Here is a 19,647-nt window from a genome sequence, read left to right on the forward strand (position 1 = left end):
ATCTCTTTAGTTTTTACTCGCACTTAGGCGCAATTGACGCGTCCCGCTGATCGTATACCAGCGAAGTAGTGGGGTAGTTGCGATGCAAGCGGATCAGGTTATCAAACAGAACAGCCAAAGCAGACGGGCCAGCGCGCGCTATTTTGGCTATATGATCATACTGTTCATGGCCTTCATTGTCGCGTTTTTACCACTCGGCGCGCACGCAACACAGACACGCGCTGTGCTGATCATTCGCAATGATCCGGGCGGGCCGCTTGAAACGCGGATCAAAGAAATCAAAAACCTGCGCGCGACCCATACACAGGTCAGGATCACACATGGCTATTGCAACTCGGCGTGCACATTATACCTCGGGCTACGCAATACATGCGTCTCGCGCGATGTCTCGTTCGGCTTTCACGGCCCGATGAGCCAGTTTTACGGACTGGCCTTGCCCCCTGACGCATTTGAGTACTGGTCGGGCGTCATGGCCGCACACTACCCTGCGTCCATTCGGGCGTGGTATCTGTCAGATGCACGCTACACGACAGTTGGTCTGCGCCAACTCTCCGGACGTGAATTGATCAAGCGTGGCGTGCGCGAATGCCATTGAGCCGCGCGCAACACACGAAACCTCTCAATTCGGAGACGCGGACACGCCAAGCGTGCTCGGCACGTTAACGGGTTGGGTCAACCCGTAAGCTGTGATCCGTGTCGTCGCAGCCTCGCCTTTGGCAACTGCGTTTGCCGCTTGTCTCAGACCATTAGACGCCGCGACATTCGACATTTGGTCCGCCGCACTCTTTATCGCGCGCGCCAAGCCCGACAAGGCTGACGGCGATGTTGTGATCTGTGCGGCGGCGTACACAGACGCCGCAATCTGGCCAATCGCTGCGTCAAGCTCATCCCCCGTCAAACCCGCAGCTTGCAACGCAGCGATTTGTAGATCAACGAGCGCCGCGCAATCCGATCCATCGACGGCACACGCAGCGGCGATATCTATATCTTGGGACAAGGCCGCCCATGGCCATAGCACAAGCCAAAATGCAGATGCTGCGCCCATTATTGTCAGTCTTGCTGTCATACCGCGCTCATTTCCAAAACCACAAAACACACCCTTAAGTGGCACTAAAAAGCGCTATCAATCAACCTAAAAGTGTGCAAATCTATCAAAAGTATCACACACAACCCAACACGTGCAATGCACACCTAACATCGCCCACGCGACCCTATATCGGAATAGAGCACAAAAATGTCTCTCTAAATCTAACTGAAATCAAGGAGGTACATGAAAATCACGACGACACTTAACGCCTGCTTCCTCGTGATGGCTCTCTTGACCGGCACGATCGCCACACAGGCGGCGGTCGATGAGTATAACGCCATGCGCTACACGAAGTCGGGTCCAAACGCCGCGTTTTTGCAATTGCGCCAACATCAAAGCATTTCGGTTTCGCCATGGGCCATCGGGTCGCAGACAGCCCTCTTGGAAATGTGCAACAACGGATTGGTCGCCCCCCTGTCGAGCGTGGTTGCGCGCGATACATATCGGCACTCCGCCGCACAATGTGGAGCATACGCCACGCGCGCCATACAGACCAATCCAACATGGGGGTTAGCATGGTTCACCGCCGCACGCACGGCATGGGCGTTGGGCGACAATGTCACTGCGCGTGACGCAATAGCTCGCTCCATGCACTTGGCCCCAAACGAAGGGTGGCTGGCTCAAAAGCGCGTTCTTTTGGCATTGAACTTGCCACATTCAGGCGCTGTTGCGGCCGGCCTCGAGCATGATTTGACTGTCTTGCTATCCGACAAAACAACCCGCGCATGGCTGGCGGAATTGGTCGCGGTCCATCCGACCGCACGCCTACGCATCACATCCATTATCGACGCAATACCACGCGCCTCTCGTCACACAGATACACCAAAGCGCACGACTTTCCCATCTGATCCGTCTGGCGGGATGTGAAGCCATGATTTTACACGCTCCACCTCGCAACGACATGTCCGCCGCAGTTCAACCGGATCATGCACGCAATGGTATCGCACCGCTGCAATTCGCCGTGTCCTTCCTACCAGACCACAACAACATACATGCCTCAAACCGCGCCAACGCCTCGCTCTACATCTGGCTCATAGGCCTCATGGTCATCCTCGTTCCGGTTCCATTTGGCTCACACCGACCAATGCCGTGGGCGATATGGGCCATAGTCGCATCCGTCATGATGATAGGCTTTGTGATCCGCCAAAAAGATTATACCTATCGCATTCAAACCCAGAGCGGCATTTTGGCTTTGGCCGCACTCTCACCGCTATTTTCAGCAGGCCAACTCTTGCCATTGGGTCACCTGTTTGACGGAGCATTCCCACCAGACGCCGCCCCCAAAACCCTCACGCTTAGCCCCTCCGCGACCCTGCTCGCCATCTTGCGTCTTGCGACATATGCCATGCTGTTCATCCTCACATTCGAGGTCTGTAGCCGCCCGCGCCATGCCCGCAAACTCGCGCAGATCATTTTTTACGGTGTCACGCTACATGCTGTCGTAGCGATGATTTTGCTCAGCGTCATGGGGGATCGGTCTGTTTGGGGAGAGAAAACCGCCTACCTCGGGTGGGCAACCGGCCCATTTGTGAACCGAAATTCCTTTGCGAGCTTCATGGGCCTTGGCATTGTCATCGGAATCGGCCTTGTGTTCACGCCGCAAAAGCACAGGCGCGCTGATCCGCGCATTCTGCCGCGCCAAACGCGCCCGCGCGCGGACGCCCGAACAGTCGCCAACGCTGTGTGTTTGGCCTTGCTGTGCACGGCACTCATTGCGTCAGGATCGCGCATGGGGACCGCCGCAACGATAATCGGCGCATGCGTCACCTGTGCCGCTATGGCGACTGGAAACACACACAAAGTGCGTATCACATGGCGTCAGCTCATCGGCGCGGCCGGCATACTTACCATGTTCGCGCTCTTTTTAATGTCACGAGACATCGGTGCGCGGTTGCTCTTTTTTATGCCCGATCTGAACATACGCTTGGATCTATATGCAAACATTTGGGATCTGATTTCGACACGGCCATGGGTCGGATACGGGCTTGATACGTTTCAAGTCGCATTTCCCCTTGTGCACGATCAACGCGCTTCCCCCGCCGTCATCTGGGATTTGGCACATAATTCGTACCTGACACTATGGGCTGAAGTGGGGCTTATTGCGGGAACTGCGCCCATGATCGCCCTAGCATGGTCAGCAGTGCGCCTCATGCGCGGTGTGCGGCGCGCAGCTCGGTCTGAGTTTGCACCCGCTCTAGCACTGGGGACATTGGCGATGGCGGCCACGCATTCATTGGTTGATTTCAGCTTTGAAGTACAGGCCAACACGTTGCTACTGGTCGTGATTGTTGCAATGGGTTTGAGCCTGTCCAACAGATATCAAATGGAGCTGAAATGATCCATTGGCCTTGGCGCACCGCTACCCCCGCAACGGGTCAGCTCAAAAAGCTAACTTTGGACCACACGCCAAGCGTCACCTATGCGGTTGGCGATATTCACGGGTACTACGACCTTTACAGGCAGCTCGAGCACCAGATCGTTGTGGATGCGCGCACCTTTGACGGTCCAGCCTTACTCATCGTACTCGGAGACATGATTGACCGAGGCCCCAAATCTGCGCAGCTTTTGGATCATCTGTTGACGCCCATGCCTGATGGGATCACCCGCATATGTCTGCGCGGAAACCACGAAGACATGTGTCTTCGTGCTCTAAGCACGCCGCAATCGGCCGACGACTGGATCGCGTGTGGTGGCGCTGAAACCCTGACCTCCTACGGTTTTCACCCAGATCAGGGCAAACAGCACGCAATCCACACACCGCACTGGCACCCCGCAATGGTGGCGCAGATCCCATTGAGCCACCGCCAGTTCCTCGCCGATCTTCCGGTGTGCGTCGTCCTTCCAAAATGGGTCTTTTCTCACGCAGGCCTAAACCCTACGCGCAACATCGATCAACAACGCAAAGACGATTTGATTTGGACCGATCCAACCGTTTTGCAAGGTCACACCTTTGCCCAATGCCTGATCCACGGCCACCTTCCCGTCGACGTCCCAAGCGTTGGACATAAAACGATAAATATCGATACCGGAGCCTATAAGAGCGGCATTCTCACAGCGGTCCGCCTTGTTGAGGGGCGCGCTCCTTATTTCATCACCGCAGACGCCCACGTGTCGCAGGCATCCGCGAATTTTTGAGACTGGAATGAGACATATGATGAATTTGGAATCCACGGATATATCGGGCCTCATGTCGATGATCAAACGCCAGATACGGTTAATGGCACTGAGCGGTGCCATCATCATCGGGCTGGTTTTGGTGTACTTGTTCAATACAACCCCACTCTATACCTCCAGTGCGCTGATCTACGTCGATCCCTCGAAAAAGGATCTCTTGGCGACCGAGCAATTCGGATCCCTATCCGGCTTGGCGGAAAACTCGAAAATCGAGAGCGAGGTCGAAATTTTGCGCTCGAACCGTGTGTTGTTCGAGACGATGACACAACTGCGCTTGGTCCAAGACACCGAGTTTGGTCCTAGGCTGAGCCGCTTTGATCAAATCAAAACGGCGCTTGGCCTGACGACCTCGTCGCAGGGCGACCCAACAAAAATGGTTGCGGCCACAGCGGTGAAGCTAAGTGATGCCCTGCGCATACAGCGAAAGGGACTAACATACCTCATTTCTGTATCCGCCACATCGTCCAGTCCCCAAAAAGCGGCGACCATCGCCAATACCTTGTCCGAGGTCTATATTGCACAACAAGTGGCGGCCAAAACCGATGCCGCATTGTCCGCGCGCGATGTCCTACAGGCGCAAATCAACACCGCAAAAACGCAACTCGCCCGCAGCGAATCCGGGTTCGACAGATTCATGTCCGACAATTCGGCGCGTTTAAAAGCCGAAGTTGGAACCGATGTATTTTTGGAACTGGAACGACAGGTCACAGCGGCACGGGAAAGCACACGCCAAATCAAAGCACAGATTGAAACCGCGCAAACCGCTCGGGCAAGCAAGGATTGGGATGCGCTCGTCACTGCATTGTCAAATGATGCATTGGCGGGCCTCAATGCTCAACGACGCCAAATTGAACTGCGTCTGACAGGCACGCAAGAGAGCGCACAAACACAAGAGAGCTTGCGTGCCGCGCTGTCCCAGACCCAATCCCAGATGGATCAACAGGCAGACGATGCAATTTCATCGTTTCAAACCACATTGACGGTACGCCAGAACAGCCTCGCCGAGGCGCAACGCGCAATGCGCCAAGAGATGATGCAAGGTGATTTATCGCCTGAAACACTGGCGAGCCTGTTTGAAATCCAACAAGAGGCAGACATTGCACAACGCCAGTATACCACGCTTTTGTCGAGCTTGCGCAGTATCGAAGCACAGGCATTGGTCCAAGTTGCTGACAGTCGCGTGGTGTCTGACGCGATTGCATCAAGCTTTCCCAGCGCCCCAAATTACAAAATCTCGCTCGCAATTGCGTTGATAGTCGCGAGTGGCGTGGCATTCGGATTGGCGATCATAAACGAGTATTTTGTGGGAGGGGTGAGTGCTCTTAGCCAATTGCGCAATCTTGTGTCTGGCCCGGTAATCGGCCTTATTCCAAACGTAACGATCACCGATACACAACTCAGCATTGCCGATTTGGTCACGGATGCACCGATGTCTTTGTTTAGCGAAGCCCTACGCCGCGCGCGCGCCCATATTGATCAAGGCCTCAGGGATCACCCATCGCGTTGTGTCGTCATGATGGTGACATCTGCAAACATTGGCGAGGGAAAATCCTCCGTATCGCTCGCCTTGGCCCGCACCTATGCAAATGCCGGCAAGAACGTGTTGTTAATTGACGCCGATCTGCGGCGACCCTCGCAACACAAATACATCGGGTTCGAGCCAGACGAGGGATTTTTGGAGTACCTTAGAGATAGCCGCGACAAAAAAGAGGTTGGGCGCAGCTTTTATGTGGCCGATCCAAAATCGCAGGCGGCCATCATACTCGGGCGCGGCAATGCGGACCTACCCACGGATCAATTGCTACAGACCACCGCCTTTTGCGACCTGATTGAAAGCGCGCGACAAAGTGTTGATATCGTCATCATAGACACGCCACCGGTTTTGCCCGTTGTTGATGCGCGCTATATCGCGCCCTTGGTCGATGCGATTGTCTTCACGGTGCGATATGGCACAACAGCACAAGGTGACGTGCGTGACGCCACGGCCCAACTAGAGGCCGCGAAAAAGAGCGACACGCCTATTTTTGCAACACTCAACGCCGATGAGACCCAATCTATGCGGGGCGGCTATTACTATGCCGAAGTGGAATAACACGCTGCATTCGCGCGGGTCACCTTAACGGGAGGGGGCAATCAGAGCCTTCAAATAATCACCGTATTCGGTTTTTTTGAATGTCTCGACATGTTCGGCCATTTTAGCGTCATCTATCCATCCGGCATTATAGGCGATTTCTTCGGGGCAGCCCGATTGCATGCCTTGGCGCTGTGACAGCGTACGTACAAAGTTTCCGGCGTCCAACAGCGAGGCATGCGTGCCCGTATCAAGCCACGCATAACCGCGCCCCATACGCTCGACGGTCAGCGTTCCATCTGCCAAATAAGTTTCAAGCAAGGTGACAATCTCGACCTCACCGCGCGCGGACGGGGCAATCAGCTTGGCGCGGCGCGGCGCGTCCCCATCGAGAAAATACAACCCCGTCACGGCATAATTCGACGGCGCGACATCCGGTTTTTCGACGATCTGCTCGACTGTTCCATCAGCGTCGAATTTGACCACACCGTAGCGTTCGGGATCGGCCACGTGATAGCCAAAGACCGTGCCGCCCTCCGACTTTTGATCCGCAGCCATTAGCATCTCGGGCAAGCCATGGCCAAAGAAAATGTTGTCCCCCAAAACCATCGCGGAGGGCGCCCCGTCCAAGAAATCTTCCGCCAACACATAGGCCTGCGCCAATCCATCTGGTGAAGGTTGCTCAATATAGGTCAATGACACCCCCCACTGGCTGCCGTCGCCCAAAAGACGTTGAAACTGCGCTTGATCCTGAGGCGTTGTAATCACTGCGATCTCACGAATGCCCGCAAGCATCAGCACCGAAATCGGATAGTAGATCATCGGCTTGTCATAAATTGGCATCAGCTGTTTTGAAATGGCCATGGTCAACGGGTAAAGGCGCGTGCCTGATCCGCCCGCGAGAATAATGCCCTTGCGCTGTGTCATCGCGGCGTGTCCAATTCTGTCATTAAATCAATAAGGTGCGCCCGCCAATCGGGGCGCTCAATGCCAAATGTCGCAACTGTGGACGTACAGTCCAGCGTTGAGTTTTGTGGCCGCTTCGCAGGAGTCGGATACTCAATCGTTGCAATATCAGTGACCGCAACGGCGCGGTGTGCGGCGTCAAAGACCGCGCGCGCAAACTGTGCCCAACTGACGTCAGGCGCACCCGAAAAATGATAGGTTCCACTTTTGGATGGATCAACGCGAAGCGCCTCGGCGATGTGCACGCAAGCCCGTGCAATGGCGCGTGCCGGAGTTGGCCCGCCAATTTGATCGGCAACAACGCTCAACGCATCACGCGTTTGCGACAGCCGCAGCATGGTTTTCACAAAGTTGGCTCCATACGGCGAGAACACCCATGATGTGCGCAAAATAACATGCACGCCACCCGCGTCACGCACACCGTGCTCCCCCGCAAGCTTGCTGCGCCCGTAGGCTCCAAGAGGCGCAGTGGGATGATCAGGGGCAAACGGGGTATCGCCCGCACCATCAAACACATAGTCCGTCGAGATATGGACAAACGCAATCCCCAGCGCGGCACATGTCTGAGCCATTTGCGTGGGCGCGTGCCCGTTGACCGCCATGGCCGCCGCTTCGTCGTCTTCAGCCTGATCCACAGCTGTATAAGCGGCCGCATTTATAACCGCGTCAGGCGCTATGGAACGGATCACCGCATCACATCGCTCGGGATCGCTCAAATCGACATCCGCACGCGCCAAAAATACAGCATCTGGCAAGAGCGGCTTTAACTCGCTTGCGACCTGACCCGATGATCCGAACACAAGGATCATTGCGACACACCCAAACGCGCACCAACGCCCGCCCGTTCTTGCAAGGCCCGCCACCACGGCTCATGATCAAGATACCATTGCACGGTCTTTTCCAAACCCTCGTCCACAGTCACAGACGGACGCCACCCCAACTCATCGCGCAGCCGTGTCGGGTCAATCGCATAGCGGGCGTCATGGCCGGGTCGGTCGCTTACAAAAGTGATTTGATCCGCATACGTCCCCGTAGCCTTTGGCCGTTTTTGGTCCAAAATAGCGCACAGTGTCTCTACCAATTCAAGGTTGGTACGCTCATTCTCACCACCCACATTGTAGGAACGCCCGACAACGCCACGCTCTAACACCAGCAAAAGCGCATCAGCATGATCCTCAACATAGAGCCAATCGCGGATGTTGGACCCATCGCCATAAATAGGCAACGGCTTGCCAGCCAAAGCGTTCAAAATCACCACAGGGATCAGTTTTTCAGGGAAATGAAACGGGCCGTAATTGTTTGAGCAATTGGTCACAACAACAGGCAGCCCGTAGGTCTCATGCCATGCGCGCACCAAATGATCTGACGCCGCTTTGGACGCCGAATAGGGACTGCGTGGATCATAAGGAGTGTCTTCGGTGAAAAGCTGTTGTGGATCGCGCGGCAACGAGCCAAACACCTCATCCGTCGAAATGTGGTGAAAGCGAAACCCCTCGGGCTTTCCCGTTTTGGTCCAATAGGAGCGCGCCGCCTCTAACAGGTGAAACGTGCCGGTAATGTTGGTTTCAACAAAATCTGACGGACCATCGATAGAGCGATCGACGTGGCTTTCGGCGGCCAAATGCATGACGGCATCGGGGGCGTGCGTATTAAACACGCGGTCCAACGCCGCACGATCACGAATATCCACATGCTCAAAGGCATACAGCGGGTTATCTGCAACACTGGCGACATTGTCCAAACAGGCGGCATACGTTAGCGCATCCACGTTCACAACCTGATGCCCACGCCCGATCGCTTGGCGTACAACGGCAGACCCAATGAACCCCGCCCCGCCCGTCACAAGTAACTTCATCGTCTATTCCTCAAACTCGAACGGCGAGACAAACGCATGTAGGGGTTGTGCGTGCTCGTCTTTGTCGGAGATGACGGGTGTCAGGTTTTCCACCGGCCATGCAACTCCGGCACTGTCCCATTTAACCGCACCATCGCACTCCGGCGCATAATGATCCGTACACTTATAAATGATTTCGCTGTCCGGCTCCAACGTCATGAACCCATGTAAAAATCCCTCTGGCACCCACAGCTGCTTTCCGTTGGCATAGGACAATTCCAACCCAAAGGACTGACCGTAGGTGGGCGAGCCTGTTCGTACATCGACCGCGACATCAAAGATTGCGCCACGCCCGCAGCGCACCAACTTACCTTGAGCATGTGGCGGACTTTGAAAATGCAGACCACGCACCGTTCCAACATCGCGCGACATCGAATGATTGTCTTGTACGAACGCAGGCAAACGCACGCCCGCCGCCACCAACGCAGCCTCGTTCCAGCTTTCGCCAAAAAAGCCACGATGATCTCCGTGGCGGGGCGGTGTAATGATTAACACATCGCGCAATGGCGTCGTTTCAATATGCATACAGCTATTCGCCTCAAAAACTTGCTATAAAATTTCCCGCAAACTTACTAAATACAGTGCGGATTTGGTCGGTGGTCCAACTAAGTCTAAGACTGGGGAAGTGCCCGCACAAGTAATCCGCCGCACATCCTCAATCTTTACCGATAGCGCGACACATTTGCGTCTCCCCCATTTGAACCTTGTGCATTGTGTTGTAGGATTGTGTTTTGCGGCACAGCATTCACAGAAAGAATTTATATGGCTCCTTCGTTTGGCACTAGTGGATTGCGCGGTCTTGTTATCGACCTCACCGACGATCTTATCACAGATTACGTTCATGCGTTTTTGATGACATTGCGCACCTGCGAAACGCTCTATGTTGGACGTGATTTGCGACCATCGTCACCTGCAATCGCCGCAACGATATGCCGTGTCACACAGGCGGCGGGTGTCGATGTCGTGGATTGCGGCGCACTTGGCACCCCTGCCCTCGCCCTCGCGTCCATGTCTGCGGGCCATGCGGCGATCATGGTCACAGGCAGCCACATTCCCGCAGATCGCAACGGTTTGAAATTCTATCTGCCGAACGGTGAAATTTCGAAATCCGACGAGAGGTCTATTGCTGACGCCTACGCGCGACAGGCCCGCTATTCGGGCCACCAAGGCGGGACATACACTTACGATGACGCGGCCGAGACGCGTTATATCGCGCGGTATATCGATGCCTTTGGAACCGATGCTCTGAGCGGTTGCCGCATTGGCGTATATCGCCATTCCTCCGTTGCGCGCGACACAATGGAGCACATTTTCAACGGCCTTGGCGCACAGGTCATCCCATTGGGCAACTCGGACACATTCATTCCCGTCGATACAGAGGCGGTCGATCCGGCCACCAAAGATATGCTGGCGCGATGGTGTGACGCGCACGCTCTAGATGCGATTGCATCCACAGACGGGGACGCCGACCGCCCGATGCTCACGGACGCTACCGGAAAGGTCATTGCGGGAGATGTGCTTGGTGTTTTGACCGCACGTGCGCTACGGGCGCAGGCCGTCGTCACGCCGGTCTCCTCGAACGATATGGTGCGCCGCATGCCGGAATTTACAGCCGTACACCTAACGCGTATCGGGTCGCCGTTTGTTATTGCAGGCATGGACGCGGCGCGCGGGGCGCATGCAGACGTTGTTGGGTTTGAGGCCAATGGCGGGTTCCTTTTGGGCTTTCCCGCACAAATCAACGGGCCGATTTCGCCCCTGCCGACCCGCGACTGTATGTTGCCAATTCTTGCGCCATTGTTTGCCGCAAAATCCACAAACCAAAGCCTCGCGGACTTGGTTCAAAACTTGCCCGCGTGCTTTACCGCTGCGGACCGCCTTCAAAACATTGACCGCGCAAAGGCCGGGGTGTTTTTGTCAAACCTGATCGATGATGCATCCGAACGATCTGCGTTTTTTGCGTCTTTCGGTGAGATCCATTCTGTCGATCTCACGGACGGACTGCGCGTTGATTTTGAAAGCGGCGATGTGGTTCACTTACGCCCGTCCGGAAACGCACCGGAGTTTCGTATCTATGCGCAATCCGTATCCGAAGCCCGCGCAATTGAGGTCATGGAACACGCAAAATCGGCCGTGGCCACACAGATCGGATGATACCGAAGCCAGCCCCTAAACCCTACCGATTTTAAAGCCTCGCGAGAGGTGGTTGCGCATCACAAACACCAAGATCGCACCGGGGATCATCGAGGCGACCGTGACGGCCATGACCAACCCGATATCGGTTTGAAACCCGAATAGCGCATTGACTGCCATGCTGATCGGTTTGCCATTTGTCGTGGTCAAGATGCGTGCAAAGACCACTTCGACCCATGAAAACATAAAACAAAAGAAGGCTGTCACAGCGATCCCTGGCGCAATTTGCGGCACCAAAATGCGGCGCATAAATCCCGCGCGGGAATAGCCATCGAGAAATGCAGTTTCGTCCATTTCTTTGGGAATAGCAGAAATGAAGCTCTGCAAAATCCAGATCGAAATCGGCAGATTGAACAGGCAATGCGCCAACGCGATCCCGAACACAGAGTTGACGATCCCAAGGGCCGAAAACAGTTGAAATATGGGCAAGGTCAGCACCACAGGCGGTGTGATCCGAAAGGCGATGAAGGCGAGAAAAAGATGCCTGTCGCCCACAAATGACATACGTGAAAATGCATAAGCTGCGGGCAAGGCCACTGGAATTGTGATCAAGATATTGATCATGACATAAGCGATGGAGTTTACAAAGGCCGAGCGTAAATTCGGATCCTCAACAATATTGGCGTAGTTTCCAAACGTGAGGGTGCCCACCTCGACCTGCGCCGTGGGCAGTGTTGCAACAAAGCTGATCAATGTCATCTGGACCAAAGGCAAACAGGCAAAGGCAATGAAACTCCACACCACGATGGATTTCAAAATAGACACAAGGCGCGGCGATAGACTCATGGGGCCGCCCTTTCGGAGGGATCGTCGAGCTTGGCTTGGGCCTTGGTAAACATCCACGCTACGGCAACGATAATCAAAAAGTAGATCACAGAGCGCGCGGCGGACGGCCCGTAGTTAAAGGCCTTGATCTCCTCGCCTAGATCAACCGCGAGAAACAGCGTGGCGTGATCTGGCCCGCCCGCGTTGATTGGAAACGCTTCGGTGTAAATCATAAACGAATCCATGAACCGAAGTAGGACAGCCATCAACAAGACGTGGCGCAGCTTGGGCAATTGGATATAGCGGAACACCTGCCATGGCCCCGCCGAGTCTATTGCGGCCGCTTGATAGTGCGCGGCGGGAATTGTGGTGAGCGCAGAGTAGCACAAAATCACCACAAGGCTGGTCCAGTGCCAAACATCCATCACAACCAGCACCGCCCACGTATGCCCGACCGAATCCTTCCAATCGGGGGGCCATCCGACAAACACCAACACATCCGCGATGATGCTGCGCGCGGGATTTAGCAGGCTCAACCAGAGCGCGGGGATCATGTTCCAAGGCACCAAAAGCGGCAACGCAATAAACGCGAGCGCCACCCCGACCCAAATCTCGCGCTGCGGCATACATAGCGCAATCGCGACCCCAAGCGGAATTTGAACACTCAAAATGAGGGTCGAGAACAACCCACTACGTGCGAAACTTTCCCAAAACCGCGCGGAGGTGATTAGATCGGCATACCATTCCGTACCGATCCAAAACCGTGAATCCAGAATGAAAATCTCAAAAAACGAATAGTTTACAACCGTCACAAGCGGAATCAGACCCACCAACCCCAAAACGGACATCGCCGGAAACACATACACCCAGCCTATGTTGTTGCGCTCTTTCATACGCCCGCCCTCACACGCTCGTTACACTGACGCGCGTGCCCCATGTTGCGCATTTTTCATCAAGGCCAGATGACAGCGGCGCATCGGTAAAGAGGATATCCACATCACACAGAGAGCAAATTGTAAGGGGGGCTTTGCGTTGAAATTTATGGTGATCCGCGACAACCATGACCTCACGTGATCGTTTGATGGCCGTGCTACTCACCATGATTTCTTGGCCATCAAAGTCCAACAAATCCCCGTCCTCATCGAGGGCAGAACATCCCAAAACCGAATAATCAAACTTGAATTGCTTTACCATTTCAACGGTCAGCCCCCCAACGATCCCACCATCAGCACGGCGCAAAACGCCGCCCGCAACAATGATCTCACAGCTTTTGTTGGCCGCTAAGATATTGGCAATATTAATATTATTGGTGACGACCAACAGGTTTTCGTGATCTAAAAGGGAGCGGGCGACCGCTTCTGTACTGGTGCCGATATTCATAAAGACCGACGCGCCGTTCGGGATATGCCCAGCGCACGCCTGACCAATCGACCGTTTGCCAGCCTCGTTTAGGCGTCGACGTTCGTCATATTCGATGTTGATCACTCCGGACGGCACAACTGCCCCGCCATGAACGCGTTTCAGCCGACCTGTTTCGGCAAGATCGGAAAGATCGCGGCGAATGGTTTGGACTGTTACATCATAGCGTTCGGCCAACCCGTCAACGGTCACCTTGCCCTCTTGGCGCGCCAGCTCCAAAATCTCTTGCTGTCTGAAATTCGATACCATCTCGTCTTTTCTCTCCCCCGCATCAGCGCGCGTCCCTTGCACCCGCGCACCGAGCGCCCTTTCCCAAGCAAACATACAAGACACTGCATTCGTCAAGTGTTCGAATCGATGTAATCGAACACATTGCGGCGCCCAGCGCGCATTTTTAGCAATAAAGCTCTGTAAAATCATCCACTTGGGCAAAAGCGAAAGAAAACGAACTTTCCTTATTGATTTCAAGCATACTTTCGTATTGTCTGAGTGAAGTTGTCGCACCCATGCGGCAACGGGACATGAATGCGGGGAGGCTTCATTGGACCACACCGATCCTCAAAACGTTATCGACCTGTTTGTCATCGGCGGCGGCATCAATGGATGTGGCATTGCGCGTGATGCGGTCGGGCGCGGTTTGAGTGTCGAACTGGCTGAAATGAATGACCTCGCCTCAGCGACATCCTCCGCCTCGACAAAGCTGTTTCATGGCGGGTTGCGATATCTTGAATATTGGGAAGTCCGGTTGGTGCGTGAGGCGCTTATTGAACGCGAAACGCTTTTGCGGGCGATGCCCCATATCTCTTGGCCGATGCGATTTGTTTTGCCCTATCACAAAGACATGCGGTTTGAGGGCGACACGCCAACGTCCAAACTACTGAGTTTTATCATGCCTTGGATGAAAGGGCGGCGTCCGGCGTGGCTCATCCGTCTTGGCCTGTTCATGTATGACAACCTTGGCGGGCGAAAAATCCTCAAGGGCACGACCTCTATCGCCCTGCCGGGAACTGCCGAAGGTGCGCCATTGAATGACCGTTTCAAAACGGCCTACGAATATTCGGATTGCTGGATCGAAGATAGCCGATTGGTTGTGTTGAACGCCCGTGACGCCGAGGCGCGTGGTGCTAAAATCAACGTCAGGACGAAAGTGCTGTCGGCAGAGCAATCAAACGGACTTTGGGTCGTCACACTCCAAGACACCGACAGTGGAGATACGCGCACCGTCCATGCCAAAATGCTGATCAACGCTGGCGGTCCGTGGGTTGAAGACATTATTCGCAACGCCGTGCGGATCAACTCCTCGGACGGCGTGCGCCTCGTGCGCGGTAGCCACATCGTGACACGCAAGCTCTATGACCACGACAAATGCTATTTCTTCCAAGGCGAAGACGGTCGGATCATTTTCACTATTCCCTATGAGACCGATTTCACACTGATCGGCACCACCGACATGGACCACACGGCGCTCACCGATAAGCCCGTTTGCACCGACGAAGAGCGCGACTATTTGTTGGCCTTTGTGTCGAACTACCTCAAAGAGCCTGTCACCGTTGATGATGTCGTGTGGAGCTATTCGGGGGTGCGCCCGTTGTACAATGACGGTGCGACATCGGCCACGGCGGCGACACGCGACTATGTGCTTAAGGTGGATCAATCGACCGGTGCGCCGATGCTCAATGTCTTTGGTGGCAAGATCACCACCTACCGCAAACTTGCGGAATCCGCGCTCGAAAAAATCACGCCGTTCTTTGATCATGCGGGCAAACCGTGGACGGCGGGCGTGGCCCTTCCCGGCGGGAATTTTCCCGTCGACGGAGTGGCGGCCTTGACGCAAAAGCTTGCAGACACCTATCCGTTTTTGTCGCGCGCATGGGCAACACGCCTTACCAAGGCCTACGGAACCGAGGCCTTTGAGGTTCTCGGACAGGCCAAAACGAAAGCCGATCTGGGGCACGATTTCGGGGCGGACCTAACCGAGCGAGAAGTCGCGTGGTTAATGGCCTGCGAATTTGCCTACAGCGCAGACGATGTTGTTTGGCGGCGCTCCAAATTAGGACTGCGCCTGTCACAAGAAGAGATAAAGGCGCTCGACGACTGGATGTCGAATGCAAAGAGTAAGCCGGAGCAGCAAGGCGCAGCCTAAGCTGTGAAGAGGGAGGACGAGATGTCACTAATACTGGAGGGTGTGTCAAAGGTCGTAGCTGGCCAGACACATATTTACCCGACCAACCTAGAGCTAAAATCAGGCACAATGAATGTGCTCCTTGGACCAACCTCGTCGGGGAAAACATCGCTGATGCGCCTTATGGCGGGACTAGATGTGCCCAACACTGGCAAGGTGATTTGGAACGGTGAGGATGTGACTGGCGTGCGCGTCCAAGATCGCGGCGTGGCGATGGTCTATCAGCAATTTATCAACTACCCCTCGATGACCGTCTATGACAACATCGCGAGCCCCATGCGTCTGCTTGGAAAATCCGCGCAAGAGGTCGATGCTGCGGTGAAATCCGCGGCGGATCTGATGAAACTCTCAGAGATGCTTGAACGCAAACCCCTTGAGTTGTCGGGTGGACAACAACAACGCTGCGCGCTTGCGCGGGCGCTGGTAAAAGATGCGGGTTTGGTGTTGCTTGATGAACCACTTGCCAACCTTGACTACAAACTACGCGAAGAGTTGCGAGCCGAAATTCCACGTATTTTTGAAGAAGCCGGATCAATCTTTGTCTATGCAACCACCGAACCCGAAGAGGCGCTTTTGCTCGGTGGCAATACGGCAACGATGTGGGAAGGCCGGATTACACAGGTCGGACCAACGCCAACCGTGTACCGCAAGCCGGTTGATGCAACGACGGCACGGGTGTTTTCAGATCCTCCTATGAATTTCCTGAACATTCAGAAATCTGCAGGCAACTTGGCGTTTGGCGACGATCAAACAGCCCCTGCAACGGGCGTCTTTGCCGACTTGGCCGATGGCGCCTACGTCGCAGGGTTTCGCCCCAACCATCTAGAATTAGAACACCACGCCGAGGGCGCGTTGGAATTCACGGGCACCCTCCAAGTGACTGAAATCACAGGGTCAGAGACCTTTGTGCACCTTGATCATCACGGCGAGAAATGGGTGGGCCTCATCCATGGTGTGCGGCAATTGGAGATCGGCGCGTCCCTGACCGTCTACCTCGATCCCAAACACGTCTACATCTTTGCGCAAAACGGGGCATCTGTCGCGTCAGCCGCCTACGCAACGGCGGCATAAGGGACAACATCATGGCAAAAATCACCCTCGACAATCTGGCGCATTCCTACCTGCCCAACCCCAAAAGCGACGACGATTACGCACTCAAAGAGCTCAATCACGATTGGGTCGACGGCGAAGCCTATGCCCTACTCGGATCATCCGGCTGTGGGAAATCGACGCTTCTCAACATCATTTCCGGCCTCTTGCATCCAAGCCAAGGCCGTATTTTGTTCAATGACCGTGATGTGACTAACGAGCCGACAACACAGCGCAATATTGCGCAGGTCTTTCAGTTCCCCGTGGTCTACGACACGATGACGGTGCGCGACAACTTGGCCTTTCCTCTGCGCAATCGCGGTGCCGATCCTCAATACATTCAGGACCGCGTCCAACAGATTGCCGCGATGATTGGTATGGAGGCAACGCTCAACAAAAAGGCGCGCGGCCTGACCGCAGACGCCAAGCAAAAGATATCGCTTGGGCGCGGCATGGTGCGCGAGGACGTCAATGCGTTGTTGTTTGACGAACCCCTGACCGTGATCGACCCCCACATGAAATGGGAGCTGCGCACGCAGTTGAAATCCCTGCACCACGAGTTCGGTCATACGATGATTTACGTAACCCACGACCAGACCGAGGCGCTCACATTCGCGGACAAGGTTGTCGTCATGTACGATGGCCGCGTGGTGCAAATGGGCACGCCACAAGAGTTGTTCGAGACACCACAACACACCTTTGTCGGTTACTTCATCGGCTCTCCGGGCATGAACGTTTTGAACGCATCCGTTACCGGCGACACCGCCGTGATCGCAGGCCAAGAGATCAAACTTGGCAAGGGCTACGGCACCCCCTCTGGCAAGGTCGAAATCGGTGTGCGCCCCGAATTCACCCAACTGACCGCGGGTGACACCGGCCTTCCCGTAACGATCAAACGCGTCGAAGATGTGGGACGCCACAAGATTGTGCGCGTTGATCTGAACGGCACCGAAGTCAACGTGATCGCTGGCGAAGGCGACACAATTTCACCCGATATGAACCGGATCATTTTTGATCCCGTTGGCATCAACATCTACTGCGACAGTTGGCGCGTGCCGCCGCAAGGGGACGTGACATGAACAAGACCGTAAATCAAAAGGCTTGGTTCCTGATTTTACCCGTGCTGTTGCTGGTGGCGTTTTCCGCCGTCATTCCTCTGATGACCGTGGTGAACTACTCGGTTCAAGATACGTTCGGGAACAACAAATTCTTCTGGGCGGGTCTCGATTGGTTCAGAGAAATGCTTGAATCTGAACGGATGTGGGATGCACTTGGGCGTCAGGTCGCCTTTTCGGCCATCATCTTGGCAATCGAAATTCCGCTGGGCATCTTTGTCGCCCTCAACATGCCAAAGAAAGGCGTTTGGGCCTCGGTCTGTTTGATCTTGATGTCGCTGCCATTGCTTATTCCGTGGAATGTGGTCGGGACCATTTGGCAAATTTTCGGGCGCGTCGATATCGGTCTTTTGGGTTACACGCTCGCCGCACTTGGGATCGACTACAACTACACGCAAGATTTCTACGCTGCTTGGGCAACCGTCATCGTTATGGACGTCTGGCATTGGACATCATTGGTCGCACTGTTGGCATATGCCGGCCTGCAATCCATCCCTGACGCGTACTACCAAGCCGCCAAAATCGACCAAGCCAGCCGTTGGAAAGTGTTCCGTTTTATCGAGCTACCCAAGATCATGGGCGTGTTGATGATCGCGATCTTACTGCGGTTCATGGACAGCTTCATGATCTACACGGAGCCATTCGTGGTGACAGGGGGTGGCCCCGGAAACTCGACCACGTTCTTGTCCATTGACCTCGTGAAAATGGCACTTGGACAGTTTGATCTTGGACCCGCTGCGGCCTTCTCGATCATGTACTACCTCGTGATCTTGTTGATCTCATACGTGTTCTACACCGTGATGACGAACCTCGATAAAAGGGATGGCCACTGATGTCTGATATCGCACACAAAGGCGGCATCCGCGCCAAAATCAACGGCAGCGCCATCGTTATGGGTCTGTATCTGTTGTTCTTGCTGCTGCCGATTTACTGGTTGCTCAACATGAGCCTCAAGACCAATACCGAGATCCTTAACAGCTTCACGCTATGGCCCGCCGACCTCACATTGGACAACTACAAAACCATCCTCACAGATGCCTCGTGGTACACGGGCTACCTGAATTCGATGGCCTATGTGGTTATGAACATGGTGATCTCTTTGGCCGTGGCCCTGCCGGCGGCCTACGCGTTCAGCCGCTACACGTTCTTGGGCGACAAGCATCTGTTTTTCTGGCTGCTCACCAACCGCATGGCACCACCCGCCGTGTTCGCGTTACCGTTCTTTCAGCTTTATAGCTCGGTCGGCCTGTTCGACACCCACATCGCCGTGGCTTTGGCCCACTGTTTGTTCAACGTGCCGCTCGCGGTTTGGATCCTTGAGGGGTTCATGCGCGGTGTGCCCAAAGAAATCGACGAGACGGCTTATATTGACGGCTATTCGTTCCCACGGTTCTTTATTCGCATCTTTACGCCGCTCGTGGCCTCGGGGATCGGCGTCACTGCGTTCTTCTTGTTTATGTTCAGCTGGGTTGAGCTGTTGCTCAGCCGCACGCTGACCAGTGTCGAGGCCAAACCGATTGCCGCCACGATGACACGAACCGTTGGGGCCGCAGGGATCGACTGGGGCGTCCTCGCCGCCGCAGGTGTGCTTACGATCGTGCCGGGCGCATTGGTTATCTATTTTGTCCGCAACTACATCGCCAAGGGCTTTGCCTTGGGGCGCGTGTAAAAAGCAAAGAACAGGAGAAAACA

Annotated in this window: 19 protein-coding genes; 11 read left to right on the forward strand and 8 right to left on the reverse strand. The window is 54.9% G+C overall.

Annotated elements, in window-relative coordinates:
• The first annotated feature begins 166 nt into the window (after window positions 1-166).
• Entirely contained in the window at window positions 167-595 is a 429-nt protein-coding gene (locus IMCC12053_RS04940; protein WP_143089962.1) for a hypothetical protein, read from the forward strand.
• Window positions 596-619: 24 nt separating this feature from the next.
• Here the strand turns inward: IMCC12053_RS04940 and IMCC12053_RS04945 are convergent, their stop codons facing one another.
• The gene (locus IMCC12053_RS04945; protein ID WP_143089963.1) at window positions 620-1,066 is read right to left on the reverse strand and encodes a hypothetical protein; all 447 of its coding nucleotides are present in this window, start codon (window positions 1,064-1,066) and stop codon (window positions 620-622) included.
• Window positions 1,067-1,270: 204 nt separating this feature from the next.
• Between IMCC12053_RS04945 and IMCC12053_RS04950 the strand changes: the two genes are divergently transcribed.
• From IMCC12053_RS04950 to IMCC12053_RS04965, 4 genes are read left to right on the forward strand one after another with little or no spacing between them, the layout of a single operon-like run.
• Window positions 1,271-1,954, forward strand: coding sequence for a hypothetical protein (locus IMCC12053_RS04950; protein WP_062216280.1), 684 nt, complete (start codon window positions 1,271-1,273; stop codon window positions 1,952-1,954).
• Between the two features lie 4 nt (window positions 1,955-1,958).
• Window positions 1,959-3,425, forward strand: a complete 1,467-nt coding sequence (locus IMCC12053_RS04955) for an O-antigen ligase family protein (RefSeq protein WP_082389042.1) — start codon at window positions 1,959-1,961, stop codon at window positions 3,423-3,425.
• Window positions 3,422-4,222, forward strand: a complete 801-nt coding sequence (locus tag IMCC12053_RS04960; protein WP_062216283.1) for a metallophosphoesterase — start codon at window positions 3,422-3,424, stop codon at window positions 4,220-4,222. Before IMCC12053_RS04955 ends, IMCC12053_RS04960 begins: the two co-directional genes overlap by 4 nt.
• Before the next feature lie 19 nt (window positions 4,223-4,241).
• Entirely contained in the window at window positions 4,242-6,353 is a 2,112-nt protein-coding gene (locus tag IMCC12053_RS04965) for a GumC family protein (protein ID WP_062216285.1), read from the forward strand.
• Window positions 6,354-6,377: 24 nt separating this feature from the next.
• Here the strand turns inward: IMCC12053_RS04965 and rfbA are convergent, their stop codons facing one another.
• From rfbA to rfbC, 4 genes are read right to left on the reverse strand one after another with little or no spacing between them, the layout of a single operon-like run.
• On the reverse strand, window positions 6,378-7,259 hold the full coding sequence (gene rfbA, locus IMCC12053_RS04970) for a glucose-1-phosphate thymidylyltransferase RfbA (protein ID WP_062216287.1): 882 nt from the start codon (window positions 7,257-7,259) through the stop codon (window positions 6,378-6,380).
• Complete coding sequence (gene rfbD / locus IMCC12053_RS04975) at window positions 7,256-8,107, reverse strand: dTDP-4-dehydrorhamnose reductase (protein WP_062216289.1); 852 nt, start codon at window positions 8,105-8,107, stop codon at window positions 7,256-7,258. The genes rfbA and rfbD overlap by 4 nt, the downstream gene beginning before the upstream one ends.
• The gene (gene rfbB, locus IMCC12053_RS04980) at window positions 8,104-9,153 is read right to left on the reverse strand and encodes a dTDP-glucose 4,6-dehydratase (RefSeq protein WP_062216291.1); all 1,050 of its coding nucleotides are present in this window, start codon (window positions 9,151-9,153) and stop codon (window positions 8,104-8,106) included. Before rfbB ends, rfbD begins: the two co-directional genes overlap by 4 nt.
• A 3-nt stretch (window positions 9,154-9,156) precedes the next feature.
• Entirely contained in the window at window positions 9,157-9,717 is a 561-nt protein-coding gene (gene rfbC, locus IMCC12053_RS04985) for a dTDP-4-dehydrorhamnose 3,5-epimerase (RefSeq protein WP_062216293.1), read from the reverse strand.
• Between the two features lie 237 nt (window positions 9,718-9,954).
• On the opposite strand from rfbC, the gene IMCC12053_RS04990 reads away from it, so the two are divergent.
• Window positions 9,955-11,346, forward strand: coding sequence for a phosphomannomutase (locus IMCC12053_RS04990; RefSeq protein ID WP_062216295.1), 1,392 nt, complete (start codon window positions 9,955-9,957; stop codon window positions 11,344-11,346).
• Between the two features lie 15 nt (window positions 11,347-11,361).
• Here the strand turns inward: IMCC12053_RS04990 and IMCC12053_RS04995 are convergent, their stop codons facing one another.
• The 3 genes from IMCC12053_RS04995 to IMCC12053_RS05005 are packed head-to-tail and all read right to left on the reverse strand — an operon-like array spanning window position 11,362 to window position 13,818.
• Window positions 11,362-12,171, reverse strand: coding sequence for a carbohydrate ABC transporter permease (locus IMCC12053_RS04995; protein WP_062216297.1), 810 nt, complete (start codon window positions 12,169-12,171; stop codon window positions 11,362-11,364).
• On the reverse strand, window positions 12,168-13,043 hold the full coding sequence (locus IMCC12053_RS05000) for a carbohydrate ABC transporter permease (RefSeq protein ID WP_062216299.1): 876 nt from the start codon (window positions 13,041-13,043) through the stop codon (window positions 12,168-12,170). Before IMCC12053_RS05000 ends, IMCC12053_RS04995 begins: the two co-directional genes overlap by 4 nt.
• A gap of 10 nt (window positions 13,044-13,053) precedes the next feature.
• A complete protein-coding gene (locus tag IMCC12053_RS05005; protein ID WP_062220903.1) occupies window positions 13,054-13,818 on the reverse strand; it encodes a DeoR/GlpR family DNA-binding transcription regulator in 765 nt (254 codons plus the stop codon).
• 292 nt (window positions 13,819-14,110) lie between these two features.
• Here IMCC12053_RS05005 and glpD point away from each other — a divergent pair, with 292 nt between their 5' ends.
• The 5 genes from glpD to IMCC12053_RS05030 are packed head-to-tail and all read left to right on the forward strand — an operon-like array spanning window position 14,111 to window position 19,624.
• On the forward strand, window positions 14,111-15,712 hold the full coding sequence (gene glpD / locus IMCC12053_RS05010) for a glycerol-3-phosphate dehydrogenase (protein WP_062216301.1): 1,602 nt from the start codon (window positions 14,111-14,113) through the stop codon (window positions 15,710-15,712).
• A 21-nt stretch (window positions 15,713-15,733) separates the two neighbouring features.
• Window positions 15,734-16,822, forward strand: coding sequence for an ABC transporter ATP-binding protein (locus IMCC12053_RS05015; RefSeq protein WP_062216303.1), 1,089 nt, complete (start codon window positions 15,734-15,736; stop codon window positions 16,820-16,822).
• An 11-nt stretch (window positions 16,823-16,833) separates the two neighbouring features.
• Complete coding sequence (locus IMCC12053_RS05020; RefSeq protein WP_062216307.1) at window positions 16,834-17,919, forward strand: ABC transporter ATP-binding protein; 1,086 nt, start codon at window positions 16,834-16,836, stop codon at window positions 17,917-17,919.
• Entirely contained in the window at window positions 17,916-18,788 is an 873-nt protein-coding gene (locus IMCC12053_RS05025; RefSeq protein ID WP_062216310.1) for a carbohydrate ABC transporter permease, read from the forward strand. Before IMCC12053_RS05020 ends, IMCC12053_RS05025 begins: the two co-directional genes overlap by 4 nt.
• Window positions 18,788-19,624 carry a carbohydrate ABC transporter permease gene (locus IMCC12053_RS05030; protein ID WP_062216312.1) on the forward strand — a complete coding sequence of 279 codons (837 nt, stop codon included), beginning with the start codon at window positions 18,788-18,790 and terminating at the stop codon, window positions 19,622-19,624. Before IMCC12053_RS05025 ends, IMCC12053_RS05030 begins: the two co-directional genes overlap by 1 nt.
• Window positions 19,625-19,647 lie beyond the last annotated feature (23 nt).

This window comes from Celeribacter marinus, from assembly GCF_001308265.1.
GTDB classification, from domain to species: Bacteria; Pseudomonadota; Alphaproteobacteria; order Rhodobacterales; family Rhodobacteraceae; genus Celeribacter; species Celeribacter marinus.

Bases quoted from the DNA above. Each gene is read 5' to 3' on its own strand.
- IMCC12053_RS04955 (WP_082389042.1), top strand. From the start codon at position 1,959: ATGATTTTACACGCTCCACCTCGCAACGACATGTCCGCCGCAGTTCAA.
- IMCC12053_RS05025 (WP_062216310.1), top strand. From the start codon at position 17,916: ATGAACAAGACCGTAAATCAAAAGGCTTGGTTCCTGATTTTACCCGTG.
- rfbB (WP_062216291.1), bottom strand. From the start codon at position 9,153: ATGAAGTTACTTGTGACGGGCGGGGCGGGGTTCATTGGGTCTGCCGTT.
- rfbA (WP_062216287.1), bottom strand. From the start codon at position 7,259: ATGACACAGCGCAAGGGCATTATTCTCGCGGGCGGATCAGGCACGCGC.
- IMCC12053_RS04950 (WP_062216280.1), top strand. From the start codon at position 1,271: ATGAAAATCACGACGACACTTAACGCCTGCTTCCTCGTGATGGCTCTC.
- IMCC12053_RS05030 (WP_062216312.1), top strand. From the start codon at position 18,788: ATGTCTGATATCGCACACAAAGGCGGCATCCGCGCCAAAATCAACGGC.
- rfbD (WP_062216289.1), bottom strand. From the start codon at position 8,107: ATGATCCTTGTGTTCGGATCATCGGGTCAGGTCGCAAGCGAGTTAAAG.
- IMCC12053_RS05015 (WP_062216303.1), top strand. From the start codon at position 15,734: ATGTCACTAATACTGGAGGGTGTGTCAAAGGTCGTAGCTGGCCAGACA.
- IMCC12053_RS05005 (WP_062220903.1), bottom strand. From the start codon at position 13,818: ATGGTATCGAATTTCAGACAGCAAGAGATTTTGGAGCTGGCGCGCCAA.
- IMCC12053_RS04990 (WP_062216295.1), top strand. From the start codon at position 9,955: ATGGCTCCTTCGTTTGGCACTAGTGGATTGCGCGGTCTTGTTATCGAC.
- rfbC (WP_062216293.1), bottom strand. From the start codon at position 9,717: ATGCATATTGAAACGACGCCATTGCGCGATGTGTTAATCATTACACCG.
- IMCC12053_RS04965 (WP_062216285.1), top strand. From the start codon at position 4,242: ATGAATTTGGAATCCACGGATATATCGGGCCTCATGTCGATGATCAAA.
- IMCC12053_RS05000 (WP_062216299.1), bottom strand. From the start codon at position 13,043: ATGAAAGAGCGCAACAACATAGGCTGGGTGTATGTGTTTCCGGCGATG.
- IMCC12053_RS04940 (WP_143089962.1), top strand. From the start codon at position 167: ATGGCCTTCATTGTCGCGTTTTTACCACTCGGCGCGCACGCAACACAG.
- IMCC12053_RS04995 (WP_062216297.1), bottom strand. From the start codon at position 12,171: ATGAGTCTATCGCCGCGCCTTGTGTCTATTTTGAAATCCATCGTGGTG.
- IMCC12053_RS04945 (WP_143089963.1), bottom strand. From the start codon at position 1,066: ATGACAGCAAGACTGACAATAATGGGCGCAGCATCTGCATTTTGGCTT.
- IMCC12053_RS04960 (WP_062216283.1), top strand. From the start codon at position 3,422: ATGATCCATTGGCCTTGGCGCACCGCTACCCCCGCAACGGGTCAGCTC.
- IMCC12053_RS05020 (WP_062216307.1), top strand. From the start codon at position 16,834: ATGGCAAAAATCACCCTCGACAATCTGGCGCATTCCTACCTGCCCAAC.